Below are 26,212 nucleotides of genomic sequence, written 5' to 3'. Positions count from 1 at the left end.
GCCTGATGGTCAGAGCAACGGCTGATTGTCAGGACTACGGCCGATTGCCACTGCTACGGCCGATTGCCGCACCGGCGGCCGTTAGCCCGGACTGCCTGCGGCATTGTTCAGCGGCCCGGTCGGCCCGGTCTTGCAGGTGGCGTTGAGGGTGTCCTCCGCGATGGACTCCATTTGGTGCAGGATGTGGGTGTCGCCGCGCGGGAGCGGCTCAGGCGGGTAGGCCACGGCCATGGTGAGCTGCCGGGTTCCGTCCGCGCTGGTCATGGTGATGGTGCCGTAGCCGGGCACGTCGCCGGGATGGCCGTAGTAGAAATCGTTGGTGCACAGATCGTTCCAGCGGACCACGCCGAGTCCGTACCGGGCGTAGAGCGGGCTTTCCATTTGCGTGATCGTGGCCGGTTTGAGCAGCTTGTTCTGCAGCAGCGCGCGGTAGAACGTATTCACGTCCGCCACGGAGGACACCATGCCGCCGGCGGCGTTGTCGATCTGGGCGGCCGGATAGGTGACGTCGAGTTGTTTGCGGTCCAAGGCGATGTAGCCGTGGACCATGGAGGACGGCGCCGGGCCGGCCGCCGTCATCAAGGTCTCGCTTAAGCCCAGCGGCTCGATGATGTCGGTGCTGATCACCTCGCCGATCCGCCGGCCGGTGAGGCGCTCGACGATCAGCGCCAAGGCAATGTAATTCGAGTTGGAGTACTCAAATCCCTGGGCCAGCTTCGCCTGCCAGGAGATCCGTCCCGCCATGGCCAGCAGATCCGCCAGGCTCACCTTGGTGGTCAGGGCTTTCCGCACCGTGGCCGGATCGAACAATGGCCCGTCCACGGACGGCATGCCGGAGCGGTGCTGCAGCAGTTGGCGGACTGTGACCGGCCCCGGCGGGTGCATCACCTTGTTGAACTCCGGCAGGTAGGTGCTGACCGGCGCGTCCAGCTCCAGCCGGCCCTCCTCGGCCAGTTTGAGCACGCAGACGGCCACCATGGACTTGGTGACGCCGCCGATGTGCACCGGGTCCGTTATCTCGGCCCGGGACGGGCTGTTCAGGTTTCGGACCCCGTAGGCCGCGGACCACTCGTCCCCGCCCACACGGACCTGGATGAGGACGGCCGAGGCGCCGTCGTCGAGCAATCTCCTGCTGAACTGTTCGAGCACGGCCCGGTAGCCGGAATCGGGCGACACCGGCGCCGGAGGTTTCGGCCCGGGGATGCAGCCGCCGAGGGCGGCGGCGAGCACGACGGCGAGGATTGCGGCCGTGAGCCGGCGGAATGATGCGCGGATCCAGACCATCGGCATGAGGGTCCTTCTTGCAGGTCGGGAGTGCAGTCAGGGCAGGAAGATGCCCCCAGCCAGGCACAGTCCTAATGATTGTGATGGTCCTCAAACGGGGTGCAGCCGTCAAGGGCCAAAGGGGTGTGATCATACGAAAACGGCCGCCAAGCAGTTGTGCTTGGCGGCCGTCTTTCGGCAAGCCGGCGACAGGGAGAGTCAGCCCGTGGCGCCGGCGGCTAGAGGCGCACGCGCCACCACAGGGTGGTCGCGGTGCAGGTTTCCGAGGGCTGAGGCGCCCTGCGGCGACCCCAGTTCCTCGAAGAACTCCACGTTGGCGCGCACGTAGTCGGCCCACTCGTCCGGGACATCGTCCGAGTAGTAGATCGCCTCGACCGGGCAGACGGGATCGCAGGCGCCGCAGTCCACGCATTCGGACGGGTGGATGTAGAGCGAGCGTTCACCCTCATAGATGCAGTCCACCGGGCATTCGTCGATGCAGGCCTTGTCCTTGACATCCACACAGGGCTGGGCGATCACGTACGTCATGGCTGGCTACACACCCGTGTAGACGGTCTTGCCCCACGTGAAGAAGTCCAGTGCGGACTTCCCCTGTTCGCGGAACGTGTTGGTGGAGGAATCCTTGACGCCGCCGAACGGCACGTTCAGGTCCAGGCCCGCCGTCGGACGGTTGACCTTGATGACCCCGGCCTGGGCGCGGGCGGCGAAGTCCGTGGAGAACGCCAGGGAGTCGGTGCAGATCCCGGCGGTCAGGCCGTAGCGGGAATCGTTGATCGCGGCGAGCCCGGCCTCGTAGTCCGGGACCTCGAGGACGGCCACGACGGGTCCGAAGATCTCTTCGGTCACGGCGGCGTCGTCGAAGGGCAGGTCCGTGAGGATGGCGGCCGGGAAGAGGAACCCGGCGTCCGTGCCGCCGTCGTACTCACCGTGCAGCAGCGTGGCGCCGCGTTCGACGGCGGTGCGCACCGCGGCCTGGTTCTGTTCGAACTGCTGGCTGCTCACCACGGCGCCCATCCTGGCGGCCTCGAGGCCGTCGCCGGCGGTGTACTGCGCGGCTTCCTCGGTGAGGGCCGCCAGGAAGGCCTCGCGGATGCCGGGCGTGACGTAGACGCGGGACGTGGCGGTGCAGGCCTGGCCGGTGAGGCCGAACGCGCCGGCCGCCACCACCTGGGCAGCCTTGCGGGGATCGGCGTCGTCCAGGACCAGCACGCCGTTCTTGCCGCCCATTTCCAGCTGGACCCGGGCGCGGCGGGCGTTGAGGATCTCCTGCAGCCCGAGCCCGACGTTGGTGGAGCCGGTGAAGGACAACCCAGCGATGCGGGAATCGCGGGCCAGGGCGTCGCCCACCACGCGGCCTTTGCCATGGACCACGTTGAACACGCCGGCGGGCAGCCCGGCGTCCTGCAGGGCCCGGGCCAGGTGCGTGGCCGAGAGCGGGGTGAGCTCGGCCGGCTTGATGACCACGGCATTGCCGCTGATCAGTGCCGGGGCGGACTTCCAGGCCGGGATGGCGATGGGGAAGTTCCACGGCGTGATGAGCCCGACGACGCCGAGCGCCTCGCGGCGGGTGGTGATGGTGGTGTACGGCAGGCCGCTGGGCAGCACCTCGCCGGTGGCGGCCCAGCCGAGGGACCCGAAGAAGCGCAGCACGTCGGAGGCGCGCTTGACCTCGCCCTTGGCCTCGGCGAGGGTCTTGCCCTCTTCCCGGACGAGGTCCTCGGCGATGGCGGTCTGGCGCTCCAGGAGCAGATTGCCGGCGGCCATCAGGATGGCGCCGCGGGACGGGGCAGGCAGGGCTGCCCAGGCCGGCTGCGCGGCGGCGGCGGCGGTGATGGCGGCGTCGACGTCGGCTGCGGTGCCGCTGGGGGAGAGGGCGGCGAGCTCGCCCGGGCGGGCCGGGTTCATCCGCTCGGTGTCCGCCCCGCCGAGCCATTCGCCGTTGATCAGGTGCCGGGCGGTGATGAGGTCCCGGGCTGTTGCTGTTGAGGTGTCTGTGTCGGTGGAAGTCATGGGGTTCCTTCTGAAGAGAGGTCGGGAAGAAAGGGAGGCGGGCTAGAGCCCGCGAATCAGGCCGCCGTCGCAGCGCAGTGCCACGCCGGTGATGTAGGAGGCCGGCGCGCTGCAGAGGAACGCCGCGGCGGCGCCGAATTCCTCGGGGGCGCCGTAGCGGCGGGCGGGGATGGTCTTGCGGGACTCGAGCTGGATTTCCTCGGCGGTGGTGCCGCGCCGCTTGGCGGCGGCCTGGTCGAGTTCCGCGACCCGGTCCGTGGCGATGCGCCCGGGGAGGAGCATGTTGACCGTGACGGCGTCCAGCGCCACCTCGGCGGCGAGGGTCTTGAGGTAGCCGGCCAGCGCCGCGCGGCCGGTGTTGGACACGGCCAGGTTCGGCAGCGGTGCCACGACGCCGCTCGACCCGACGGCCAGGATCCGGCCCCAGCGCCGTTCCCGCATGCCCGGCAGGATGTGCGAGACCAGGGCGTGGTGCGGTTTGACGAGTTGTTCGAACGCCGCGGCGATGTCGTCCGCGCCGAGCGTGGCGGCCGCGCCGGGCTTCGGCCCGGGACCGTTGAGGACCAAGATGTCGATGGGCCCGAGTTCCGCGACGGTCTGTTCGACGGCGGCGGCCACGCCCTCGGCGGTGCTGAGGTCCGCTTCGACGGCGATGGCGCCCGGCCCGTAGGCGTCCGTCAGCTCGGCGACGATCTCCTTGGCGCGGACCTCGCGCCGGCCGGTGATGGCCACCCGGACGCCTTCGGCAGCGAGGGCCCGGGCGATGGCGAGGCCCAGGCCGCCGGTCGATGCGGCCACAAAGGCGGTCTTTCCGCTGATTCCGAAATCCATCAGTTCCTCCCCGCCGTGGTCAGCGCGGCGGCCGGGTTCGACCCCAGGGCCTCCGCGGCCTCGGCCAGGTGGGTGCGCAGCCCGGTCCGGAGAACCTCCGGGAAGGCCGCGGCCGGTGCCCGGACGCCGGCGTCGGCAATGAGTCCGCGCTGGTGCAGGCATTCCTTGCGGATCGCCAGCGCGATTTTCGCCTGCTGCTCGAAGTTGATCAGCGGCAGGTAGGGCAGCAGGGCATCGCGGGCGGCCTCGTAGCCGTCCTTCTGCCAGGCCCGCACGCAGGCGATGAGCGCTTCCGGGTAGGAGAAACCGGTCATCGCCCCGGCGGCGCCGGCAAGGAGCTCGTCCAGCAGCCCCTGGCCGCCGAGGCCGCCGAAGACGGAGACGTCGAGGGCCGCGGTGAGGTGTCCGATCGCCACGGAGGTGGGCGGAGACTCGGCCTTGACCGCGGTGACGAAGCCGCAGGCCTGAACCACCGAAATGAGCGCCTCGGTGCTGATGTGGACGCCGCTGGCCAGCGGGTAGTCCTGCAGCACCACGTTGGCGCCGGTGGACTGGTGGATGGCGTTCAGGTGCGCGATGACCACACCGGGGTTGGCGGAGTTGGCCTGGACCATGACCGCCGACAGCCGGTCCCCGGTGGCAGCCTGGATGGAACGGATTTCATCGACGGCCGTGCCGGTGAAGAGGGACGTCACCCCCACCACGAGGGGCAGGCGCGTTTCCTCCGTGACCACTTCCAGGACCAGGCTGCGCTCGGCTGCCGTCAGGGCCGCGGCCTCGCCGAACACGCCCAGGACGGTGAGTCCCGTGGCGCCGATCGACTCGTAGTAGCCCACGAGCCCGGCCAGGCTGTCCGTGTCGACATCCAGGGTGCTGCCCTGGAACGGTGTGGCGACGACGCCCCACACGCCGGGTGTCAGTGACTCCCGCATTGGTTTCTCCTTCTAAGCTCTTGTTGTTCTTCGAGCGGCCGAATCTCAGGCGGTGGATCCGCTACCGGCCCGGCCACTGCGGCGCGCGCTTCTCCTGGAAGGCGCGGACGCCCTCGGCGGAGTCTTCGCTGTCCAGCGCCGCCATGAGGGCGGGGAGCCGGAGGCCGCGGGCCTCGGCGGCGGTCAGGTGCGCGGTCTGCGTGACCATCTGCTTGACCGCCCGGACGGAGGTGGGGGCGCAGGCGAGGATCTGGTCCACCCAGCGCTGTACCGCGGCGTCGAGCTCGTCCGCGGGGACCACCTCATTGACCAGGCCCATGGACTGCATCTCTGCCGCCTCGGCCTTCCGCCCGGTCAGGAGCATGCCCATCGCCTGGGTGTACGGGATCCGGCGCACCAGCTGGTGGATGCCGCCGTCGAGCGCCAGGCGCCCGACGCGCGGTTCCGTCAGCCCGAAGCGGGCCGTTTCCGCGGCGATCACGATGTCCGCGCCGAGCACGATCTCCATCCCGCCGCCGAGCGCATAACCGTTGACCCGGGCGATGACCGGGATGTCCAGCGTGGTGCGCAGGCTGAGCCCGCCGAAGCCGTTCGGGTCCAGGCCGGCCCAGTATTCGAGGCCGGTCTTGTCCACGGCGGAGGCGGACATGTCCGCGCCGACGCAGAAGGCCCGGGTCCCGGCGCCCGTGATGACCACGGCCCGGACGTCCGGATCGGCTTCGAGCTGGTCCCAGATCTCGTTGAGCCGGGCCTGCGCGCCGCCGTCGACGGCGTTGAGCACGTGCTGGCGGTCGATGACTACGGTGGCGACATGGTTCTCGATGGTCAGGGTGACCTGGTCCACGACGGTCTCTACTGTGGCGGTCACCGGAGCACCCCCAGTTCCTGCAGCCGCTCGATGGTCTCGGCGTCGAAGCCGTTCTCCAACAGCACCTCAACGTTGTGTTCGCCCAGCCGCGGGGCCACCCGGCGGATGGTGGGCGGGGTGGCGGAGAGCCGGATGGGTGCGTTGAGCATCTTCACGGTGCCGACGCCGGGGTGTTCGGCCTCGACGATCATGTTGTTGGCGTGTGTCTGAGCATCGGCCAGGGTCTGCTCCAGGGTGTGCACCGGGGCGTTGAGCAGCCCCTGGTCTTCGAGCCGGGAGGTCCAGTATTCGGTGGTGTTGGTGGCCATGCGCTCGCGGAAGATCGCCTGCAATGCCGGCTTGTTCTTGAACTGCTGTTCGAGGTTGGCGAACTCGGGCCGCAGCGTGAGGTCCTCGTCCAGGCCCAGGGCCTCGGAAATGCGCAGCAGCGGGTCCGGGGTGAAGCCGCCCACCATGCAGACGGCGCCGTCGGTGGTTTCAAAGACGCCGCTGAGCGGCATGGCGCCCCAGTTGACCTCGTAGCCGCGGTTGAGCTGCATGCAGGCCTCCTGCATCTGCAGGTGCAGCATGGAGTCGTACATGGTCACCTCCACCTTCTGCCCGACGCCGGCGGACTCGCGGGTGCGCAGTGCCAGCAGGATGCCCTGCATGAGGTGCATGCCCGTGATGTAGTCGCACAGCGTGGTGGGGTAGATGGCCGGCTTCATGTCATCCGACTCGCGCCGCCACATGACGCCGGAGTAGGCCTGGGCGATCGCGTCCTGGCCGCCCTTGTGCGAGTAGGGGCCCTCGGGGCCGAAGCCGGTGCCGGAGGCCCAGATGATGCCCGGGTTCTGCTCCTTGAGGTCCTCGTAGCCGAAGCCCATCCGCTCCATCACGCCGGAGCGGAAGTTGCTGACCACGACGTCCGCGTCGGCGAGCAGCCGGCGAAGGACGGCCTTGCCCTCATCGGTGCGGGTGTCCACCGAGATGCTGCGCTTGTTCCGGTTGATGGACAGGAAGATCGGGTTGTCCTGGCCGTCCTTGTCCGGGAACGAGTTGCGGGAGATGTCCCCGGCGCCGGGGCGCTCCACCTTGATGATGTCCGCGCCGTAGTCGCCCAGCAGCTGGGTGCAGGACGGGCCCATGAACACCTGGGTGAAGTCCACGATCTTGATTCCCTCGAGCGGGAGCGGGGTGCCAGCCTGGAGTGGGGTGCCCGCAGCCTCAGTGGCGGGTGCTGTTGATTCTGCTGTTGTGCCTGGGAACAGGTCGTCAATGACGGTGCTCATGCCCCCACCACCGCGTCCACGTCAAGGGTGGCGTTCGACGACGGGACGTCGCCCGGGTCGGCGCCGTGCCGGCGCATGCCCTGCTGGATGTCCAGCGCGGACACGTCGCGGACGAGCGTGCCGTTCTCGATCGCCAGCGCGGCGGCGACACCGACTGCCTGGCCCATGGCCATGCAGGGCGGGATCTCGCGGGACATCTTCTGGGCCTCGGGGGTGGCGGAGTAGTGCCGGCCGGCGACGAGCAGCTGGTCCACTTCCTTGGGCAGCAGCGAGCGGAACGGGTAGTAGTAGTCGCGGCCGCGGGCCACGGTGTCGGCGAAGTGGCGGCGGGAGGTGACGTCGTCCTTGGTCATGACGTACTCGCCTTCCAGCAGCCGGGTCTGGCGCACGCCCATCTGGGACGCGACGTCGAGCATGTAGCAGTTCTCGAAGCCGGGCAGGTTGGCGCGGACGTAGTCCACGGCCTCGGTGATGCGGTCCCGGGCGGCGAACTCGGCGGCCGTCATGTCCGCCGGGTCGACGCCGTCGAAGCCGGTCATGTGGGGTGCGTTGCACCAGACGACGCCGTCGATGGGGGTCTTGAGCCACCACAGTTCCCACGCGCCGCCGAGGAGGCGCTTGATCTTGCGGTTGATGGCGCGGGCTTCCTTCGGGTTGGCCTGTTCGAAGGCCTCCGCGGCGTTGGTGTCGACGTTGCCCAGGCGGAAAACGAGCGTGGTGAGGTAGCTGTCCTTGACGTAGCTGGCGCCGGCCCGGGAGGCGACGTCGATGTCGCCCGTGGTGTCGATGACGATGTCGGCCATGAAGGCCTGCGGACCGGACTTGGTCTCGCAGATGACACCCTTCATGACGCCGTTGTCCACGATGGGGCGGGAGAACCAGGAGTGCAGGCGCAGGTTGACGCCGGCCTCGCGGACGAGGTCGTTGGAGACGCGCTTCCAGCCGTCCGGGTCGAAGGCGGCGGCGTAGCAGACCGGCTTGGGGGTGCTGTGGGAGTGGAAGTCGAAGGTGCCGTAGCGGCCCCACTTGTTCCACAGTTCCTCGGAGGTCTTGCGGTCATCGGCAGGCGGGACGATCGCCAGGCCCAGCTTCTGCAGCCGCTCGACGTACTCGGAGACGATGCCGGTGACGGTGATTTCCTGGCCGTTGATCATGTCATCGAGCACCAGGACCATGCCGCCGGAGGCGAGGCCGCCCAGGGAGGAGTAGCGTTCCAGCAGCGTGACAGAGGCGCCCGAACGGGCCGCGGTGACGGCGGCAGCCACACCTGCGGGGCCACCGCCGACGACGAGGACGTCGGAGCGGGAGATGACGGGGGCGGTGAGGTCCGCCGTGGTGGTGCTGAGTTCCAGCGACGACATGGCTGTGGACGGGTTCATGGGGATCCTTACTGTTTCGGCCGAAGTGCCGTTAGAGGCGTGCCGTGGGAACGGGTGCCGTTGGAACGGTGCCGGTGACGTAGAAGACGGTGCCCGGCAGTAACGCGGCGACGCTGACCGCGAATTCCACCCGGCAGAGGGTATGACGCATCGCGGCCCGTTGCGGGCCGTGGTGCGGACTGTTGGAGGGGTTCCGGCGGACACCGCGGTATGGAAAAGGCGTCCGGACCGGAGAAAGGCGACGGCGGCTAGGGCCGGCGGATCACCACGCGTGAGGTGCGTTAACCCAGATCGCTACGCAGACCTCTTCGTAGCTGTTCTTGTACCAGTGGGGCGTATCCGAGGAGAAGGTGATCGAATCGCCTTCTTCCAGCGTGTACTTCTCGCCGTCCAGGAAGACGTCCTTCCGGCCGGAGATCACGATGCCGAATTCCTCGCCGCTGTGGCGGAAAGGAGTGGCGCTGGTGTCGTGGCCTGGCGGACTCACGATCCATTGGGCCTCCAGCGCACCGTTGAGGTCCGGGGTGAGCAGTTCATAGACCGCCTCACCCACGGACTTCTTGGTTACGCCCTTGAGGTTTCGCCGCTCGGCCTTGCGGACCACGGGGGACCTGGTTTCTTCCTGCCCGAGGAAGAACTTCCCCACAGGAATGTCCAGGCCGTGTGCCAGCTGCGCCAGGGTGGTGAAAGACGGATTGGCCAGGCCGCGTTCGATCTGGCTGACGATCGCCGGGCTGAGTCCAGTGACTTCCGAGAGCTTCGCAAGGGTCATTCCTTTGTCCTTGCGCATGTTGCGGACCTTGTTGCCTACGGTGGCAAGCAGGACGCTCGTGCCGGCGGGGGAATGTCCCGTGACGATTTCGTTGGCCATGCTCCGACTCTCTCTTGGTGAGCTAACACACATAACTATAGTGAAAACTTTTAGCGAATCAAGGTTTTGGTAGATATTTTTACGTTTCCGGACTGAATTTGCGCCTGACGTGCGGCTTTGTCATCCGACCCGGCCCCGGCCCGCCGCGGGCGGACGGGACTTCCTCGAAAACCATTGACTCCGTGAAGATCTTCAATATAGTTGTGTGAGCCGCAACACTTTGGGAAGAACGCTTCGAACAGGGTAGGGCGCATGGCCTTCTGGCGGAAGGCGCATCCGACCCGTGAACGCGTTCCTTTCCTTAAGCAAAGCTGCCGTGACATCTGCCAAGCCATCCGCAGAACACGATGTTGGCCGGTCAGCAGGGACCAGTTCCTTGTTGCCGAGCTGGATGGCCCGTTTGCATTCAAGCGCTACGAAGAGGCATGCGTAGCTATCTGGGCTAACTCGCCTCCCATGTGGTGAGCCGGTCCCGCCCCGCGGACCAAGCCAAACGATAGTTTCGATTGCCGGCTACCCCAACAGGGGTGCCCGCCGGCAATCCGTACCCTCACGCACCCCGAAAGTGCGGGGGAAGGAAAAAGGAATCATGACTGACACTGTCGTCAAGACTGACCTGGAGACCGGCCGCAAGTCCCGGCTATCTCCGGAAGTCCGCCGGGGACTGCTCGGCCTTGGACTTGGAAACACCCTGGAATGGTACGACTGGATGGTCTTTGGCCTGCTGTCGGCCTTCATCGGACCCAAGTTCTTCCCGTCGCAGGACCCCGTCGCCGCGACGCTGAGCGCGCTGGCTGTCTTTGCCGTCGGCTTCGCGTTCCGTCCGTTGGGCGGGATCCTGCTCGGCACGTTCGCCGACAGGATCGGACGACGGCGGGTAATGCTCTGGTCCATCATGATGATGGCGGTTACCACCCTGATCATTGCCGTGTCCCCGACCTATGACCAGATCGGCCCCGCGGCCGGCGTCATCCTGCTGGTCTGCCGCATCGTCCAGGGCATCTCCACCGGTGTTGAAGCTCCGCTGTCCACCGCCCACGCCGTCGAACTCGTCCCCGAGGGACGCGAGGGCTTTGTCGCCGGCATCATCTCCTTCTACGTCAACGCAGGCATCCTGCTCGCCTCGCTGGTCAGCTACCTGTCGTCCCTGATGCTCGGCGGAGCCGTCATGGCCGACTGGGGATGGCGTGTGCCGTTCATCGTCGGCGCAGCCTTTGGCTTCGTTGTTGTCTACCTTCGCCGGACGCTTCCGGAGACCATGAAGCCGGAAGAACTGGCGAACAACTCCGCCAAGACCGTCTGGGGCGGAGTGCGCAAGCACTGGCTCAGCGTCCTGGCCATCACCTTCGTGGTCGGCGCGGCGCAGGCCTACAACTACGCCTGGAACACCGGCCTCCCGACGGCGGCCCGAACCGGCTTCAAGGAGGACGCCACCGCAGTCTTCGCGCTCACCACCATCCTCGGCGTCGTGCTGGTTGTCGGTAGCCTCATCATCAGCAAGGTTGCTGACGGGAAGTCGATGTCCAAGTGGTTCCTGATCACCCGTGCGCTGGCCATTCCGTCCGTCTTCCTGATGCTGATGTACGTCAAGCCCGGCATCGCCGGCTTCGCGGCCGTCCTCCTCGGCGGCTCGGTGGTGCTGGTCCTGAACATGACCCTGTACAACGTGGTCACCAGCTCCCTGATGCCGAAGGGTTGCCGCGGTGCCGGCACCGCGCTCGGCTACGGCCTGGGCGTCGCCCTCTTCGGCGGCACGGCCTCCTACCTCCTGGTCTGGCTCCAGTCCATGAACGCGTCCTGGATCTTCCCCGTCTACGTGGCCGTCCTGTCGGCGCTCAGCATCGTCTTCTACCTGCTCGCCCGGAAGAAAAACGGCATCTTCATCGGCAGGTAGGACACACAGCCGGCCACGAACACAGCCGGCCACGAACACAGGCACGTAAGAACAGCGGTAAGCAGGAACGGAAAGTGGGAACCCTCATGGACGCCAGTCGCCCGGACGGAAGCGGTTTGCAGGCAAACGGAATCTCCTTTGATCTCGACGTCTCCGACGTGGAGCTTTACGAGGCAGCGAGCGCGCTGTTGCTGACCGCCCACCACAGCGAGAACCACCGGGTGGCCGCCGCCATGCGCGGCGAGTCGGGGGCCATCTATCTCGGGCTGCACATTGGCGCCAAGCGCATCAATGTGTGCGCCGAATCCAGCGCCCTTGCCAATGCCCGCATGGCTCAGGAACCAGCAATCCACTCCGTGGTAGCCGTCAGCATGGACGGGCAGGGACAGCCCCAAGTCACGAACCCGTGTGGCCTCTGCCGGGAGCTGCTGCGTTCTTATGGAACCGAGACCTCCGTACTGGTCGATGCCGGGGGCGACGTGGGCAAGGTTCGGATCATGGAACTGCTGCCCTTTCCCTGGATGCGTGCCACCGAAACGGAGTGGGACACCCTCCCGCCCCGCGTTCGGGAACACGCAAGCTAACGAGCCGCCGCAGCACCCGCATCATCACCAGCGGCAACGGCAGCGGTAAGGCATCACGGAGGGCCGGGACTCACAAAGTCCCGGCCTTCCGGCGTCGGGCGTTCACTGTGCGGCGGCGCGCCGCCGTCGGGCGTTCACTGTGAGGTGGCGCGTCGCCGTCGCCGTCGTCGAAACCTGTGCCGGGCACGGCCGGCGTGCCACACGGAAAGCTGGTGCAGCCGCCGCGTTTCCGCTAAACCACTGCACCAGCAGGTAGTACGAATTTTCTGAATGCTATGAAACGTTACTCATTCGCGGCTCCCTATGTCCCGGGGGTTGATGACCGGGTCTTTACGTCTTCTTCCAGGTGCCTCGTCATCAGCCAGCCTGCGCCGGCCATTACAATGCCCATTACCATGAAGGCCCAATTGTCCATGGTGTTCAGCGACAGGAAGTTGGCCGCCGAATCCACGCCGACGATGAAACCGTAGATGCTAAGGACGATGTACAGCAGACCGGAGCCCATGAGGAAATTCCGGGCGCCCATGGCAGTCCGGGACATGGTCAGGCCGGTGGCGCCGATCGCGAGCTGAACGATGTTCAGCAACATCGACACCTGGAACAGGCCCAGGAACAGGGCCTTGGAATCAGGCCCGAAGAACCTCAGTTCGCTGTAATTCGTAGTGATGCCGGGGATGAACCCCAAGATGCCCACGACGATCAGGACGATACCTACACCCATGCCAACGTTCTGTACATCTGTCCGACCAAAATGAACGCCGTGCGCATGAGGAGATGCGGTAGTCATTATCTGCCTCCAACCACTGATTGCGGACATTTACAATTTTACGACCCGGGTGTGCAAAAAGCTCCGCGCGGCCCCGACGTCAAATACGGCGGATCCGGCCAATGTGCCTGTCGGAAACCGGCCGGATGCCGGGCCCGTGGCACCATGGATCTCGATGAAACTGCGCGCTGATCAGACCGGACAACGTGGCCTTCCCATGCCCCTGTGGCTGCAGGGTGCCCTCGAGTCCGGCCAGGCCGCCGTCATCTCCGCCCTCGTGGTGGTGGCCCCGATCGTCATCGTCTGGGCCACGGCCGGATTCCAGCACGGCGGATTCGACGTCCTGGCGCGCCTGGCCGGCCAGGCCTGGCTGCTGATCCACGGCGTACCCCTGCTGCTCGACACCGCCGGTGCCGGGTCCGCCGCGCAGCCGGAATCCGGGACGCTCTCGCTCATCCCGCTGGGGCTGGCCCTCATCCCGTTCCTGCTCGCCTGGCGCGCCGGACGGCGCCTTGCCCGCGCCTCGTATACGGACCAGCTCTGGCAGACGCTGCTTGGCTCCTGGCTGGCATACGCGGGATTCGGGATCGCCACGGGTTTTGTCTGCCGCACGGCCGACGTCGGGATCAGCCTCTGGGCCGCCGCGTTCATTCCCCTCATCCCGTTCGGGCTCGGCATGGTGGTCGGCGCGCGCCGCGAGGCCGGGTCGTGGAGCCGGCTGATCGGCGTCGACGCCGTGGCCTGGCTGTCCCGCACCAGCCAGCACTCCCGCTGGGCCGGGTCCTACCTGGGCTCGGCCATCAAGGCAGGATCGGTGGCGCTGATGGCGAGCCTGGCGATGTCCGCCGCGCTGCTGGCGGTCGACCTCTTTATCCACTGGAACCTTGTGGTCGCCGTTTATGAAGGGCTCGACGCCGGCGCCATGGGCGGCGGCGTCCTCACCATCGTGCAGCTCGGCTTCCTGCCCAACCTCGTCGTCTTTGCCCTGGCCTGGATCTCCGGCGCGGGGTTCGCCCTGGGCGTCGGGTCGCTGGCCGGACCGCTCGGGACCGCCGTCGGGCCGCTGCCGTCCATTCCGGTGTTCGCGGCGCTGCCGGCCGGTTCCCTCGACTTCGGCTTTGTGGCCCTGGTGGTGCCGGCGCTGGCCGGGGCGCTGGCCGGCTGGTGGTTCCTGCGCGAAGGCGAAAACCACTTCGACGAATGGCTGTCCATCAAGGTCCGGGCCCGCTGGTTTACCGCCGCCGCCTCCACCCTGGTGCTGGGCGCGGTGATCGGCTCCGTGGCCGGGCTGCTCGCGGCGGGGCTCGCCTGGCTGGCCCGCGGTTCGGCCGGCATCGGGCGGCTGACGGAGATCGGGCCCGATCCGCTGCGCACGGCACTGTTCGTGGCCGCGGAGGTCGGGATCGGCGTCGTGATCGGCTACGCGGCCGGACCCTGGCTGGAACGCCAGCAGAAGCTGCGCGAGGCAGACCTCGAGACGGTCAACAGCCGCTAGAGCAGCGGCGCGGGTGCAGCTGTCAGCGCAGCTGCGTGGGCAGTTGCGTGGGCAGGGACTTCTCCAGCTGCGTCCTGCATTCCGAGGTTGCCTGCTGCGTCAGGGCGTAGCGGACGCACTGCTGGTAATCGCGGATCTGGTTGAAGAACAGCGTCGAGGCCAGGACCACCAGGAGCATCACCGCGGTGACCACCAGCCCGGATATCGCGCCGTACAGGACCAGCCGCGATTCCTTGTATTTCACTGCCCGGACCAGCACCACGATGCCCAGCACAATCCCCGCCACTGTGAGCAGCGCCGTCAGCCACACGTAGGCCACGTCGAGCTGGAAGACGAAGAACGAGCCCAGGACCGCGACGACGAACAGCCGGAATAGGGTGTGCGTCAGGCGTGCGGAATCTTGTGCCGCCTGGCCGGCTGGTTGCCGGTCCGGCTGGCCGCTGCCGGATTCCGTGGGGGGATTCATGTTTTCCAGCCTACGCGAGCGGCCCCATAAGCTAGGACCATGCGCATAGTTGTCCTCGTTTCCGGCACCGGCTCCAACCTCCAGGCAGTTATCGATGCCGTGAAGTCCGGCGCGCTCGACGTTGAGATCGCCGCCGTCGGCGCCGACCGCCCGGGGACGTTCGGGGTGGAACGCTCCGCCGCCGCCGGGATTCCCACGTTTGTGGTGGACTTCAAGGCCTACCCGGACCGGGCGGCCTGGAACGCGGCCCTGACCGAGACCGTCGCCGGCTTCGCCCCGGATGTGGTGGTGTCCTCGGGCTTCATGCGGATTGTCAGCGCCGACTTCATCGACGCGTTTGGCGGCAAATACCTCAACACGCACCCGGCGCTGCTGCCGTCCTTCCCCGGCGCCCACGGGGTCCGCGACGCGCTGGCCTACGGCGTGAAGGTCACCGGCTGCACGGTGCACTGGGCCGACGCCGGGGTGGACACGGGCCCCATCATCGCGCAGGAAGCCGTGGCGATCGGGGACGGCGAGAGCGAGGAGTCCCTGCACGAGCGCATCAAGGTGGTGGAACGACGGCTCCTGGTCTCCACGCTGGCCTCCCTCGCCGCGGCCCACACCGCCGCCTGATTTCCCCCGCCGCCTGATTTCCCCCCGCCTGATTGCCCCTCTGATTTCCCCGATGCGCTATCACTTGAGGTGGCTATCAGGGCTCAGAACAGCCAGGAGACGGCCCGAAGTGATAGCGCATCGGGTCGTGGGCGCGTAGCGGCCTTCGCAGTCAAAGCAAGTGGTCGGACCCGCAAAACTGAGTACACGTTCCGAAAGTCAGGTACTGCAGGGCCAAAGACAGGTATTTCCGAGCCGGTGCAAGTAGTGAAATGGGCAATAGTCTGACGCAGTCTCATTCATTCGCCGCATCTCCGGGGGTTCTTCGTGTCTCGATTCAGCCTTGCCAAGACAAGTCCAAAAGTCCTGTGTCTCACTGCGGCGCTCGTTCTCGGAACGGGCGCCGTTTCTGCTGCCATAGCCGCCACTCCAACGTCGGCAAGTGGCGAAATCAAGGGGTGTTTCAACAACAACAACGGCGGTGAGCTGCGGGTACTCCCCGCGGGCGCCTCGTGCGATTCCAAGAAGGAAACCGCAATCTCCTGGAACGCCCAAGGCATCCAGGGCATCCAGGGCCTCACCGGTGCCCAGGGGATCCAGGGACTGCCCGGACTCAAGGGCGACACCGGTGGCACGGGCGCCACGGGCGAGACCGGTGCCACGGGGGCCACCGGCGAAACAGGTGCCCAGGGCGAGAAGGGCGACACCGGCGAGACGGGTGCAACCGGGGCCACCGGCGAAACAGGTGCCCAGGGCGAGAAGGGCGACACCGGCGAGACCGGTGCCACGGGGGCCACCGGTGAAACGGGTGCCGTAGGCGCGACAGGTGAGACGGGCGCTCAAGGCGTCCAGGGCGAGAAGGGTGATGCCGGTGACAAGGGTGACACCGGTGCCACGGGTGCTGCCGGGGAGCCCGGCCTTCAGGGCAAGACGGGTGCCACCGGCGCAACCGGTGCCGCCGGCCCCGCGGGCGCCATCGGCCCGGTAGGCCCTGCAGGGGCCAAGGGCGAGACGGGGGCCACCGGTGCCGCAGCGTCCACCAGTGTGAGCGTCGCGTCGGCCAGCGGCTCAACGCTCACCGTCGTTGCCAGCTGCCCGGCCGGCCACGTCGCCACCGGCGGCGGCTTCGCGATCAACAGCAGCAACGGCAACCAGGTCGTGGCCAGCCAGCCGGTCGTGGGCGGATCGGGTCAGCCCACCGGCTGGTCCGTCACCCAGCTCAAGGCGAACGCTCTCTCGGTGTCCGTGACCTGCATCCAGTAGGCGGGTGATCGAACCACAGACGACGGCGCCCCTCACCACTCGCAGGTGAGGGGCGCCGTCGTGATGTCCCCGATGCGCTATCACTTGGGGCGGCTATCAGCGCCCAGAACCGCCCGGAGTGATAGAGCATCGGGTTGGCGGGCGCGTTACTCGAGCCGGCGCTGCTTGGTCTCGGGGGCGAAGAACGCCATCCACAGTACGGAGAGCAGCACGAGGCCGCCGGCCAGGGCGAACGACGTCGCGAGCCCCAGCTCCGGCCACAGGAAGGCCGCGAAGACCAGCGGACCGAACCCGGCGCCGAGCCGCGAGAACGTCGAGGCCCAGCCGAAGCCGGAGCCGCGCAGCTCTGTCGGGTAGAGCTCGGAGACGTAGGCATAGAGCACCGGGATGGCCACCTGCACCACGAAGCCGAACACCAGGAGCCAGAAGACGGCGGCGGTGGGGATGTCCACCACGATCGCCACGATCACCAGGGTCAGTGCGGACAGCGGGCCGGTGATGGCCAGGATCCATTTGCGGCCCACCCGCTCCACCAGCAGGGCGGCCACGACCACGCCGAGGAGTCCGACGGCGGCCATCGACGCCGTGGTCAGGAAGGCCTTGTACTCCGCGAAGCCGGCGCCGATCAGGATCCGCGGCATCCACGTCAGTGACAGGTAGTACACCAGCAGGATGCTGAAGAAGAGGGCCCATGCCGCCGTCGTGATCTTCCAGTTGAACTGCCAGAGGGCGCGCAACTGCGTCCACGCGCTCCCTGCCGAGAGGCGTGGTGCATCCTGCGGCGCGGGCAGGCTGTAGACGCGGGCCTCGGCGCCGGTGGCCTGGACCAGGCCGTCGATCACCTTGGCGGCCTCGTCGCGGCGGCCCTTGCGGATCAGGAACAGCGGGGATTCCGGCACGCTGCGGCGGATCCAGAACACCAGCAGCGCCGGGAGCACCATGACCAGCATGGTCAGCCGCCAGTCCGCGAAGGCCGCGACCAGCCCGGCGGAGACAAAACCGCACAGGGCGGCGCCGATCGGCCACCAGCCGTCCATCGCGGTGAGCACCCGGCCGCGCTGTTTGCGGGGGGTGAACTCGCCCACCAGCGCATAGTCCACCGGGATGCAGCCGCCCAGGCCGAATCCGGCCAGGAACCGGAACACGACGAACCACATGAAGTCGGGGGAGAAGGCGCCGAGCACGGTGAAGATGGAGAAAATCAGCAGCGTCGCGGTGAAGGCCTTCTTGCGGCCGATCGTGTCCGCGATGGTGCCCCAGACAAACGCGCCCAGGGCCATGCCAATGAGGTTCGCCGTGCCGATCCAGGCGGCATCGCCCGGGCTCAGCGACCAGTGCTTGGACAGCAACGGAATGAGGATGCCGTTGAGGGTGACGTCCCAGGCATCGAACATGAAGCCCAGTCCGCCGATCAGGAAGATCCGGCCTTGGACCTTCCACCGCCACGGCAGTTCCTGGACCACCTGTTCGCCGCTGGGCACAGTGGTGTACGTGTTCATCTTGGCCTCCTGTGAAAACTCTACGTGGCCGGGCCGCGGCCTGCGCGTGCTTCACACTCCGGCGCGCGGGAGGGCCCGGCGCCGGGACGCGATAAACTGGCCGCATCCCCACCACCCGCGGCCCCGCCGCGATATAAGACGGAGACTTTTGTGAGCTTCACGCAGCTTGACCGTGTATCCATCGACCGAGTTCCCATCCGCCGGGCACTGATTTCGGTCTACGACAAGACCGGTCTGGAGGAGCTCGCTCAAGGCCTGCACACCGCCGGCGTCAAGATCGTCTCCACCGGCTCCACGGCCAAGAAGATCGCCGCCGCGGGCATCCCCGTGCAGGAAGTCGAGGAAGTCACCGGCTCCCCGGAAATGCTGGACGGCCGCGTCAAGACCCTGCACCCGCGCGTGCACGGCGGCATCCTCGCGGACCGCCGCGTCCCGGCCCACATGCAGACCCTGGCGGACATGGAGATCGAGCCGTTTGATCTCGTCGTCGTCAACCTCTACCCCTTCGTGGAGACCGTGAAGTCCGGTGCCGCGCCGGACGACGTCGTCGAACAGATCGACATCGGGGGCCCCGCGATGGTGCGCTCCGCCGCGAAGAACCACGCCGCCGTCGCCATCGTGGTGGACCCGGCCTCCTACGGTGCCGTGGTGGAGGCCGCCGCCTCGGGCGGTTTTGACCTGAAGACCCGCCGCCGGCTCGCCGCCAAGGCGTTCGCGCACACCGCGGCCTACGACACCGCTGTGGCCACCTGGACCGCCAGCCAGTTCCGCGACGAGGACGGCGACGGCGTGATCGACTGGCCCGCCTATGCCGGCCTGGCCCTGGAACGCTCCGAGGTGCTCCGCTACGGCGAAAACCCGCACCAGCAGGCCGCACTGTACGTGGACAAGGCCGCCCCGGCCGGCATCGCCCAGGCCGACCAGCTGCACGGCAAGGCCATGAGCTACAACAACTTCGTCGACGCCGACGCCGCCCTGCGCGCCGCCTTCGACTTCGCCGAACCCGCCGTCGCCATCATCAAGCACGCCAACCCGTGCGGTGTGGCCGTCGGGTCCGCGTCCGCGGCTGACCCCATCGCCGACGCCCACGCCAAGGCCCACGCCTGCGATCCCGTGTCCGCGTTCGGCGGCGTCATCGCCGCGAACCGCACGGTCACCGCCGGAATGGCACGGACCGTCGCCGGCATCTTCACGGAGGTCGTCATCGCACCGGGCTTCGACGACGAGGCCGTGGAGATCCTGTCCAAGAAGAAGAACATCCGCCTCCTGGCCCTCCCGGACGGATACGGCCGCTACCCGACCGAGTTCCGCCAGGTCTCCGGCGGCATGCTGGTGCAGGCGACGGACAAGGTCGACGCCGACGGCGACACCCCCGCCAACTGGACCCTCGCCGCCGGCGACGCTGCCGATGCCGCCACCCTGGCCGACCTCGCATTCGCCTGGACCGCGTGCCGTGCAGCGAAGTCCAACGCCATCCTGCTCGCAGACAACGGTGCCGCCGTCGGCATCGGCATGGGCCAGGTCAACCGGCTCGACTCCTGCAAGCTCGCGGTCGAGCGCGCCAACACCCTCGGGGTCACCGTGGAGTCCGATGTTGACGGTGCCGGCGGTGCTTCGAACGCCGACGCCACCGCGTCGCCGGAGCGTGCCCGCGGTGCCGTCGCGGCGTCGGACGCGTTCTTCCCGTTCGCCGACGGACTGCAGATCCTGGTCGATGCCGGCGTGCGCGCCGTCGTCCAGCCCGGCGGCTCCGTCCGGGACGAGGAAGTCATCGCCGCGGCCAACGCCGCCGGTATCACCATGTACTTCACCGGAGCCCGCCACTTCTTCCACTAAGGCTCTTCCACCCGGTCTCTTCCACCCGGCCTGCGGTCCGCGCGCAGGAGACCCGCACAAAAAATGGACATGCCCTCCCTTTCCGGGGACATGTCCATTTTTTGTGCCATCGAGTGGGCTGGCAGCCGGTCCGTGGGACATGCTCATTCTTTTCGCGGGACATGCTCATTTTTCGTTGCAAGGAGTGGGCATATGGGGGATATGTCCAGGCTTCGGGGTGTGGAGAGGATTTGTCCCGTGAGCTTCGGAGCTGCCAGAGCCAAGCGTGGGACATGCCCATTCTTTCCGCGGGACATGCTCATTCTTTCCGGAGCTGCCAGAGCCAAGCGTGGGACATGCTCATTCTTTCCGCGGGACATGCCCACTCTTTGCGGAGCACAGAGGACCCGCCCGGGAGGACATGTCCATTCCCCATGCCAAGGCCCGGACATAGGGGGTATATGTCCGGGCCTTGGCGTCAGGGGAGGGCATGTCCAGCGGCGGGGGGCGATCCGGGGTCGCACATTAAAACCGGCGCGGGGCCACTGTGTCCTCCTCACTGCTGAAGATGGGCCGCAAGTGACCCCGCGCCGGGGTAAACAGGGTTGACAGGGTAGGCAAGCGTGGCTGCACGGGCCCCGCGGACGGAGCCCGTGCCCTCAGGTTAGGAAGCGGCCGCCGTGGTGTAGGCCTGCTGGATCACGCTGCCCCAGTACGGGCCGTACATCTTGGTGGAGTTGCTGCCGTAGCCGTAGCTGTTGATCGAGTTCTGGTAGCCGGAGGCGCTGGTGCCGATGAACCACGGACCGCCCGAGGAGCCGCCGGTCATGTTGCAGGGGATCCCTTGGGTGTTGAACTGCGGGTTGTAGGGATCGTTGGTGGCGGTGCCGGAGCAGCTCTTGAGGGATTCACCGTTGAAGGGCGCCGCGGCGGGGTAGCCGTAGGACTTGTAGGTCAGGCCGCGGGCGGCGTTGAACTGCAGCCCGGAGCCGCCGACGACATCGCTCAGGTACTGGCCGTTGAGCGTGGACATGACGGCGAAGCCGGTGTCATAGGTCATGTCGCCCGAGGAGCTCCACTGGGTGGGGGCGTAGAGGGCCTTGGCCGTCCACTTGCCGTAGGGGGCGGCGCCGTTCAGGTACGCCGGGACGAACGTGAACTTGGTGGCGAAGGCGCCCGGGCCCTCGTTCACGCAGTGCCCGGCCGTGGAGACCGTGCTCTTGTTGCCGGAAGAGACCGAGTTGCCGGAGCAGACATAGTTTGTCCCGCCGAGGGTGAAGAAGACCTTGCCGATGTGCGGGACGGGGGCCTCGCTCGCATTGGCCTTCGTCTGGAGCGTCTGGGACTGCAGCTTGGGAGCCGCGGCCTCGACCTTGCTTGGGGCGCCCGTTTCCGCCGGGCCACTGGCCGCGGCGGCCTTGCCATTGCGCTTCATGGCCCTGTCGGCCAGGACGTCGCCGGGGACGGCGCTGCGCATGCGTTCCGCGGTCCAGTAGTCGGCCGTGCCCGTCTCGGTGACGGTGTGGCTGGTGACATCGGAGGCGGAGACCGGTGCCTTGGCCGGTGCGGGGGAGGCCGTGGCCGCCCCCGCGGCACTCAGGGCCAGCAGCGCGGCGGCCGAAAGAGTCAGCAGGCTGGTGGCCAGAGTCTTGGGTGTTCTCATGGGTGTCCTAACCGGTGGAAAAGCGGGGCGGCCGCTGTTGGCGGCCGCTGGATGGAACGAAACTACGGCAATTTGACTAACCTGTAAAGTCACTTGTCAATTTTTGTTATGCCGTGTTGGGCCGTCACTCATCCGTCCGCGCACGACGCCGGTAGGCGCCAACGGGGGCACCTCGGGTAAGTTAGGGGTGTTGAGATAACACAAGATTCCGGAAATACCCAGACCTTCAGGGAGACGCCCGCGCAATGGCAAAGATTATCTATACCCACACCGACGAAGCGCCGATGCTGGCCACCTATTCGTTCTTGCCGATCATTGAGGCGTTCGCCTCGACGGCCGGTGTGGAAGTGGAGACCCGCGACATCTCGCTGGCCGGCCGCATCATCGCCGTGTTCGGCGACTACCTCACCGAGGAGCAGCGCGTCAGCGACGCGCTGGCCGAGCTTGGCGCCCTCGCCAAGACGCCCGAAGCCAACATCATCAAGCTGCCCAACATCAGCGCCTCCGTGCCCCAGCTGAAGGCCGCCATCGCCGAACTCCAGGGCCACGGCTACGCGCTGCCGGACTACCCGGACAACCCCTCCTCGGACGAGGAAACGGACATCCGGTCCCGCTACGACAAGATCAAGGGCTCCGCCGTGAACCCGGTCCTGCGCGAAGGCAACTCGGACCGGCGCGCCCCGCTCTCGGTCAAGAACTACGCCCGCCAGAACCCGCACAGCATGGGCGCCTGGACCCCGGATTCCAAGACCAACGTGGCCCACATGGACGCCGACGACTTCCGCTCGAACGAGCTGTCCGTGGTGATCGAGGCCGACACCAACATCAAGATCCAGCTCGTCAAGGAAGACGGCACCGTCAAGGTCCTCAAGCGTGCCTTCCCGGTCCTGGCCGGTGAGGTCATCGACGGCACCGTGATGCGCGCCGCGGCCCTGGATGCGTTCCTCGCTGCCCAGGTTGCCCGGGCCAAGAACGAGGGCGTGCTGTTCTCCGCCCACCTCAAGGCCACCATGATGAAGGTCTCGGACCCCATCATCTTCGGCCACGTCGTCAAGGCCTACTTCGCGGACCTCTTCGCCACCTACGGCGAGCAGATCGCCGCCGCCGGCCTGAGCCCCAACAATGGCCTTGCCTCCATCCTCAACGGCCTCGATGACCTGCCGGAGGAGATCCGCGGCAACGTCCAGGCAGCCATCGAAAAGGGCCTCAACGAGGGCCCCGAACTCGCGATGGTCGATTCCGACAAGGGCATCACCAACCTGCACGTGCCCTCCGACGTCATTGTCGACGCCTCGATGCCGGCCATGATCCGCAGCTCGGGCCACATGTGGGGCCGCGACGGCCAGGAAGCCGATACGCTCGCCGTCCTCCCGGACAGCAGCTACGCCGGCATCTACCAGGTCGTGATTGACGACTGCCGCGCCCACGGAGCCTTCGATCCCACCACCATGGGCACCGTCCCGAACGTCGGCCTCATGGCCCAGGCCGCCGAGGAATACGGCAGCCACGACAAGACGTTCGAAATCCAGTCCGCCGGTACCGTCCAGATCGTCGACGACGCCGGCACCGTGCTGATCGAGCACAAGGTGGCCCCGGGCGACATCTGGCGCGCCTGCCAGACCAAGGACGTGCCGATCCGCGACTGGGTGAAGCTGGCCGTCACCCGTGCCCGCGCCTCCGCCACGCCCGCCGTCTTCTGGCTGGACAAGGGCCGCGCGCACGACGCCCGGATGATCGCCAAGGTGGAGGAATACCTCAAGGACCACGACACCGAGGGCCTGGAAATCGCCATCATGTCCCCGGACGAGGCCACGGCCTTCACGGTGGAACGCCTCCGCAAGGGCGAGGACACCATCTCGGTGACCGGCAACGTGCTCCGCGACTACCTCACGGACCTCTTCCCGATCCTGGAACTGGGCACCAGTGCCAAGATGCTTTCCGTGGTGCCGCTGATCAACGGCGGCGGCCTGTTCGAGACCGGCGCCGGCGGATCCGCCCCGAAGCACGTCCAGCAGCTGCTCAAGGAAAACCACCTGCGCTGGGACAGCCTGGGCGAATTCCTCGCCCTGGCGGTCAGCTTCGAGCACCTCGCCACCAGCACCGGCAACGCCCGCGCCCAGGTCCTGGCCGACACCCTGGACCGCGCCACCGGCACGTTCCTGCTCGAGGACAAGTCCCCGAAGCGCAAGGCCGGCGAGCTGGACAACCGCGGCAGCCACTTCTACCTGGCCAAGTTCTGGGCCCAGGAACTGGCCAGCCAGAACGACGACGCCGAGCTCGCCGCGGCCTTCGCCGCCGTTTCTGACGCCCTGAACTCCAACGAGGACACCATCACCGGCGAACTCCTGGCCGTGCAGGGTTCCCCGGTGGACCTCGGCGGTTACTACCGGCCGGACGCGGCCAAGGCCGCAGCGGTCATGCGCCCCTCGGCGAAGTTCAGCGAAGTGCTTGCAGCGCTGACCAAGTAGTCCCAGCCGCAGCGCGCAGCCGGCGCTGTGGCAATACGGGCCGGCGCCACGCAGAACGCCCCGTCTCCCGAAAGGGAGGCGGGGCGCTCTGCTGCCCGCCCGGGATTCCGGTGCGCCCGTGGTTGCACGACGGCGGAAGGCGGGACGGTCGGGCCGGCGCGGTGAGCGGCCCGAAGGGCTGGGGGGATCAGCCCTTGCCGTTCCCCTTGTGCTTCGATTTCCCGGTGGCGGACTTGGCCGGGGCCGGCGCCGGGGCGACGGCGGCCGGGGCCTTCCGCGCGGCAGCCGCCGCCTGGGCTGCCGCCTGAGCGGCGGCTGCCTGTTCAGCCGCCGCTTTTTCAGCCGCTGCCTTTTCCGCCGCCTTTCGGGCTGTCTCGGCCGCCTGCTGCGCGGCAAGATCCGCCCGGACGGCATCAATCGATGACTTAATGCTCTGGTGGCGTCTGAAGGATACCTCGCCGTTCGCCGCGAGGGCATCCAGGCGGGTCAGCAGCTCGTCAAGGTGCTGCAGGGAAGCGGCGGGGTCGTTGGCGGCTGCGGCCTCGCTGACAGCGAGGACGTGGGATTGCAGCTGCCTGGCCGCGCTGGGGCCCAGTTCGGGGGCAGGGGCGCCGCATCCGGCCAGCGCCCCGGCCGCCAGCAGTCCTGCGAGGAGGCTGGCGGGCATCCGGTACCTGCCCCGGCTGCGGTCTTGCCCGGCGTTTCGCGAACGGCTCATGGTTCCACGCCCTTCTGCAGTTCCCTCAGGTGATCGCCGAGCGGTCCCGTGACGGTGGGGTAGGGGACGACGTCGGGCGCGGCGGGGGCGGACAGGGCGACCGCGATCGACGCCACGACGGCAAGGACTGCCAGCACGGCGAGCAGCACGGCGACGCGGGTGCGGGGGCGTGCCCGGAGGAACCATCTGGCCCCACGCGACAGGGAGCGGCGCCGGCGCGGCCGCAGCGGCAGGGCATCCGGGTCCAGCAAGTTCAGGGGGCGTGTTCCCGACGCTGCAGCCGCTGCGACTCCGGACCGGGGAGGGCGGGGCCGCCTTGCCGGCGGGGCCGGGAGGACCCGGGTGGGTTCCGTTGTGACGGGCCCCGGCAGCGATCCGGGGGAAACGAGGGCAACGCGGAAGGCTGCCTCGAGCTCGGCGGCCGCGGGGCGGTCCAACGGGTCCAGGGCGGTCATGGCCTGGATGAGCCGGGCCCACTCCTCGGGCACGGTGTCCGGAATGACGGGGGCGCGGTGCAGGCGAGCTACGGCGGATTCGACGGCGCTGCCCGGGTACTCCACCTCGCCCTTGAGGCATTCGAGCAGGACCAGGCCCAGGGAGTAGATATCGCTCGCCGGACCGAGGTCGGCGCCGCGGGCCTGTTCCGGGCTGAGATAGGCGGCGGTTCCCACCATGGTTCCGGTGGCCGTCAGCCGGGTCCCGTCGATGATCCGGGCGATGCCGAAGTCTGTGAGCTTGGGCCGGAGCGGCTCGCCCGGCCGGACCGGCACCAGGAGGATGTTGGCGGGCTTGATGTCCCGGTGGACGATGCCAAGGCCGTGGACGTAGGCGAGGGCATCGGCGATGCCGGCGCCGACCACGGCCAACTCGTCCAGCGGCAGCGGACTGTGGCGGATCCGGGTCCGCAGATCCTGGCCGTCCACGAGTTCCATGGTCAGGAAGGGCCGGGGCTCCTCGGGAATCCGGGTGTCCGTCCCGGCGTCGAACAACGTCACCAGGCTTGGATGATTCAGGGTAGCCAGCAACTCGATCTCTGCTTCCTGGCGGCGAAGCTCGTCGGGATCGGCCGATTGCGGTGCAAAGAGCTTCAGGGCAACGTCCCGACCAAGGTTCAGGTCCTTGGCCGTGTAGACCGACGCCATGCCGCCCCGGCCAATTACCTCCCCCAACTGATAGCGGCCGCCCAAGGGCTCCGCGATGATGCTGTTGGGCGAACTGTCCACGATGTCCCCGTACCTTCCGTGCGCGCCCCGGCGGCGCTCCTAAAGAATGATACGGGTACGGGTATCTGCTCCTGGTCCCTGAGGCGTGCGGCAGGACCCCCGGTCCCGGTATCGACGGGTATTGCCTCACCGGCCGCCCATTCTCAGGCGCCCTTCCGCCGGAGCGTGCCGTTGGGTCCCCCAGCGGACCCAACGACCCCGCTCCGGCGGTACACGACCTTGATGGGAGCGGTGGCATGCGCTAGGGCGGGCGGGGCTTGCAGCCGGGCCGTGGCTGCGGACCGCGGTACTCCGGGGGCGCGGGCGCTGAGGGGATCA

Annotated in this window: 22 protein-coding genes; 7 read left to right on the top strand and 15 right to left on the bottom strand. The window is 67.8% G+C overall.

Features of this window, described 5'->3' with window-relative positions; genetic code table 11:
* Positions 1-81: 81 nt before the first annotated feature.
* From C566_RS0113075 to C566_RS0113035, 9 genes are all read right to left on the bottom strand, one after another.
* Complete coding sequence (locus C566_RS0113075; RefSeq protein WP_018774799.1) at positions 82-1,290, bottom strand: serine hydrolase domain-containing protein; 1,209 nt, start codon at positions 1,288-1,290, stop codon at positions 82-84.
* Between the two features lie 192 nt (positions 1,291-1,482).
* Entirely contained in the window at positions 1,483-1,812 is a 330-nt protein-coding gene (fdxA, locus tag C566_RS0113070) for a ferredoxin (protein ID WP_018774798.1), read from the bottom strand.
* A gap of 6 nt (positions 1,813-1,818) precedes the next feature.
* The gene (locus C566_RS0113065) at positions 1,819-3,294 is read right to left on the bottom strand and encodes an aldehyde dehydrogenase family protein (protein ID WP_018774797.1); all 1,476 of its coding nucleotides are present in this window, start codon (positions 3,292-3,294) and stop codon (positions 1,819-1,821) included.
* A 42-nt stretch (positions 3,295-3,336) separates the two neighbouring features.
* On the bottom strand, positions 3,337-4,125 hold the full coding sequence (locus C566_RS0113060) for an SDR family oxidoreductase (RefSeq protein WP_018774796.1): 789 nt from the start codon (positions 4,123-4,125) through the stop codon (positions 3,337-3,339).
* Positions 4,125-5,057 carry a dihydrodipicolinate synthase family protein gene (locus tag C566_RS0113055; protein WP_018774795.1) on the bottom strand — a complete coding sequence of 311 codons (933 nt, stop codon included), beginning with the start codon at positions 5,055-5,057 and terminating at the stop codon, positions 4,125-4,127. The genes C566_RS0113060 and C566_RS0113055 overlap by 1 nt, the downstream gene beginning before the upstream one ends.
* A 61-nt stretch (positions 5,058-5,118) precedes the next feature.
* Positions 5,119-5,925: an enoyl-CoA hydratase-related protein gene (locus C566_RS0113050; protein ID WP_018774794.1), complete on the bottom strand. Its 807-nt coding sequence runs from the start codon at positions 5,923-5,925 to the stop codon at positions 5,119-5,121.
* On the bottom strand, positions 5,922-7,196 hold the full coding sequence (locus tag C566_RS0113045) for a CaiB/BaiF CoA transferase family protein (protein WP_018774793.1): 1,275 nt from the start codon (positions 7,194-7,196) through the stop codon (positions 5,922-5,924). The genes C566_RS0113050 and C566_RS0113045 overlap by 4 nt, the downstream gene beginning before the upstream one ends.
* A complete protein-coding gene (locus tag C566_RS0113040; RefSeq protein WP_018774792.1) occupies positions 7,193-8,575 on the bottom strand; it encodes an FAD-dependent oxidoreductase in 1,383 nt (460 codons plus the stop codon). The genes C566_RS0113045 and C566_RS0113040 overlap by 4 nt, the downstream gene beginning before the upstream one ends.
* Before the next feature lie 262 nt (positions 8,576-8,837).
* Positions 8,838-9,446, bottom strand: coding sequence for a helix-turn-helix domain-containing protein (locus C566_RS0113035; RefSeq protein ID WP_018774791.1), 609 nt, complete (start codon positions 9,444-9,446; stop codon positions 8,838-8,840).
* A 589-nt stretch (positions 9,447-10,035) separates the two neighbouring features.
* Here C566_RS0113035 and C566_RS0113030 point away from each other — a divergent pair.
* Both C566_RS0113030 and C566_RS0113025 read left to right on the top strand, forming a co-directional pair.
* Entirely contained in the window at positions 10,036-11,340 is a 1,305-nt protein-coding gene (locus C566_RS0113030) for an MFS transporter (RefSeq protein ID WP_018774790.1), read from the top strand.
* Between the two features lie 116 nt (positions 11,341-11,456).
* Entirely contained in the window at positions 11,457-11,924 is a 468-nt protein-coding gene (locus C566_RS0113025; protein ID WP_196802374.1) for a hypothetical protein, read from the top strand.
* Between the two features lie 301 nt (positions 11,925-12,225).
* Here C566_RS0113025 and C566_RS0113020 read toward each other — a convergent pair whose 3' ends face one another.
* Positions 12,226-12,645, bottom strand: coding sequence for a DUF4383 domain-containing protein (locus C566_RS0113020; RefSeq protein WP_018774788.1), 420 nt, complete (start codon positions 12,643-12,645; stop codon positions 12,226-12,228).
* 220 nt (positions 12,646-12,865) lie between these two features.
* Here C566_RS0113020 and C566_RS0113015 point away from each other — a divergent pair, with 220 nt between their 5' ends.
* Complete coding sequence (locus C566_RS0113015) at positions 12,866-14,185, top strand: cell division protein PerM (RefSeq protein WP_018774787.1); 1,320 nt, start codon at positions 12,866-12,868, stop codon at positions 14,183-14,185.
* Positions 14,186-14,207: 22 nt separating this feature from the next.
* Here the strand turns inward: C566_RS0113015 and C566_RS0113010 are convergent, their stop codons facing one another.
* Positions 14,208-14,651, bottom strand: coding sequence for a hypothetical protein (locus C566_RS0113010; RefSeq protein ID WP_018774786.1), 444 nt, complete (start codon positions 14,649-14,651; stop codon positions 14,208-14,210).
* Positions 14,652-14,690: 39 nt separating this feature from the next.
* On the opposite strand from C566_RS0113010, the gene purN reads away from it, so the two are divergent.
* Together purN and C566_RS23350 are read left to right on the top strand one after the other, a co-directional pair.
* Positions 14,691-15,266, top strand: coding sequence for a phosphoribosylglycinamide formyltransferase (gene purN / locus C566_RS0113005; protein ID WP_018774785.1), 576 nt, complete (start codon positions 14,691-14,693; stop codon positions 15,264-15,266).
* Between the two features lie 306 nt (positions 15,267-15,572).
* Positions 15,573-16,508: a collagen-like protein gene (locus C566_RS23350; protein ID WP_018774784.1), complete on the top strand. Its 936-nt coding sequence runs from the start codon at positions 15,573-15,575 to the stop codon at positions 16,506-16,508.
* Between the two features lie 146 nt (positions 16,509-16,654).
* Here the strand turns inward: C566_RS23350 and C566_RS0112995 are convergent, their stop codons facing one another.
* Complete coding sequence (locus tag C566_RS0112995) at positions 16,655-18,007, bottom strand: MFS transporter (RefSeq protein WP_018774783.1); 1,353 nt, start codon at positions 18,005-18,007, stop codon at positions 16,655-16,657.
* 150 nt (positions 18,008-18,157) lie between these two features.
* On the opposite strand from C566_RS0112995, the gene purH reads away from it, so the two are divergent.
* Positions 18,158-19,843: a bifunctional phosphoribosylaminoimidazolecarboxamide formyltransferase/IMP cyclohydrolase gene (gene purH / locus C566_RS0112990; protein ID WP_018774782.1), complete on the top strand. Its 1,686-nt coding sequence runs from the start codon at positions 18,158-18,160 to the stop codon at positions 19,841-19,843.
* Between the two features lie 643 nt (positions 19,844-20,486).
* On the opposite strand, the gene C566_RS0112985 is transcribed toward purH, so the two are convergent.
* A complete protein-coding gene (locus C566_RS0112985) occupies positions 20,487-21,485 on the bottom strand; it encodes a trypsin-like serine peptidase (protein WP_018774781.1) in 999 nt (332 codons plus the stop codon).
* 245 nt (positions 21,486-21,730) lie between these two features.
* On the opposite strand from C566_RS0112985, the gene C566_RS0112980 reads away from it, so the two are divergent.
* Positions 21,731-23,953 carry an NADP-dependent isocitrate dehydrogenase gene (locus C566_RS0112980; RefSeq protein WP_018774780.1) on the top strand — a complete coding sequence of 741 codons (2,223 nt, stop codon included), beginning with the start codon at positions 21,731-21,733 and terminating at the stop codon, positions 23,951-23,953.
* Between the two features lie 187 nt (positions 23,954-24,140).
* Here the strand turns inward: C566_RS0112980 and C566_RS0112975 are convergent, their stop codons facing one another.
* Together C566_RS0112975 and C566_RS0112970 are read right to left on the bottom strand one after the other, a co-directional pair.
* Positions 24,141-24,671 carry a mucin-associated surface protein gene (locus C566_RS0112975; RefSeq protein ID WP_231386355.1) on the bottom strand — a complete coding sequence of 177 codons (531 nt, stop codon included), beginning with the start codon at positions 24,669-24,671 and terminating at the stop codon, positions 24,141-24,143.
* Positions 24,668-25,897: a serine/threonine-protein kinase gene (locus C566_RS0112970; RefSeq protein WP_026266662.1), complete on the bottom strand. Its 1,230-nt coding sequence runs from the start codon at positions 25,895-25,897 to the stop codon at positions 24,668-24,670. Before C566_RS0112970 ends, C566_RS0112975 begins: the two co-directional genes overlap by 4 nt.
* Between the last annotated feature and the right edge of the window lie 315 nt (positions 25,898-26,212).

The organism is Arthrobacter sp. 131MFCol6.1 (genome assembly GCF_000374925.1).
Taxonomy (GTDB): Bacteria; Actinomycetota; Actinomycetes; order Actinomycetales; family Micrococcaceae; genus Arthrobacter.
Note: the sequence above shows the minus strand (reverse complement) of the source record. Positions and strands in the feature narration are given on the sequence as shown.

What these genes read in the sequence shown, in the direction of transcription:
- fdxA (WP_018774798.1), bottom strand. Translation starts at nt 1,812, where the DNA reads ATGACGTACGTGATCGCCCAGCCCTGTGTGGATGTCAAGGACAAGGCC.
- C566_RS0113010 (WP_018774786.1), bottom strand. Translation starts at nt 14,651, where the DNA reads ATGAATCCCCCCACGGAATCCGGCAGCGGCCAGCCGGACCGGCAACCA.
- C566_RS0113055 (WP_018774795.1), bottom strand. Translation starts at nt 5,057, where the DNA reads ATGCGGGAGTCACTGACACCCGGCGTGTGGGGCGTCGTCGCCACACCG.
- C566_RS0113035 (WP_018774791.1), bottom strand. Translation starts at nt 9,446, where the DNA reads ATGGCCAACGAAATCGTCACGGGACATTCCCCCGCCGGCACGAGCGTC.
- purN (WP_018774785.1), top strand. Translation starts at nt 14,691, where the DNA reads ATGCGCATAGTTGTCCTCGTTTCCGGCACCGGCTCCAACCTCCAGGCA.
- C566_RS0112985 (WP_018774781.1), bottom strand. Translation starts at nt 21,485, where the DNA reads ATGAGAACACCCAAGACTCTGGCCACCAGCCTGCTGACTCTTTCGGCC.
- C566_RS0113075 (WP_018774799.1), bottom strand. Translation starts at nt 1,290, where the DNA reads ATGCCGATGGTCTGGATCCGCGCATCATTCCGCCGGCTCACGGCCGCA.
- C566_RS0113015 (WP_018774787.1), top strand. Translation starts at nt 12,866, where the DNA reads ATGAAACTGCGCGCTGATCAGACCGGACAACGTGGCCTTCCCATGCCC.
- C566_RS0113030 (WP_018774790.1), top strand. Translation starts at nt 10,036, where the DNA reads ATGACTGACACTGTCGTCAAGACTGACCTGGAGACCGGCCGCAAGTCC.
- C566_RS0113020 (WP_018774788.1), bottom strand. Translation starts at nt 12,645, where the DNA reads ATGGGTGTAGGTATCGTCCTGATCGTCGTGGGCATCTTGGGGTTCATC.
- C566_RS0113060 (WP_018774796.1), bottom strand. Translation starts at nt 4,125, where the DNA reads ATGGATTTCGGAATCAGCGGAAAGACCGCCTTTGTGGCCGCATCGACC.
- C566_RS0112995 (WP_018774783.1), bottom strand. Translation starts at nt 18,007, where the DNA reads ATGAACACGTACACCACTGTGCCCAGCGGCGAACAGGTGGTCCAGGAA.
- C566_RS0112980 (WP_018774780.1), top strand. Translation starts at nt 21,731, where the DNA reads ATGGCAAAGATTATCTATACCCACACCGACGAAGCGCCGATGCTGGCC.
- C566_RS0113065 (WP_018774797.1), bottom strand. Translation starts at nt 3,294, where the DNA reads ATGACTTCCACCGACACAGACACCTCAACAGCAACAGCCCGGGACCTC.
- C566_RS0112975 (WP_231386355.1), bottom strand. Translation starts at nt 24,671, where the DNA reads ATGAGCCGTTCGCGAAACGCCGGGCAAGACCGCAGCCGGGGCAGGTAC.
- C566_RS0113045 (WP_018774793.1), bottom strand. Translation starts at nt 7,196, where the DNA reads ATGAGCACCGTCATTGACGACCTGTTCCCAGGCACAACAGCAGAATCA.
- C566_RS0113040 (WP_018774792.1), bottom strand. Translation starts at nt 8,575, where the DNA reads ATGAACCCGTCCACAGCCATGTCGTCGCTGGAACTCAGCACCACCACG.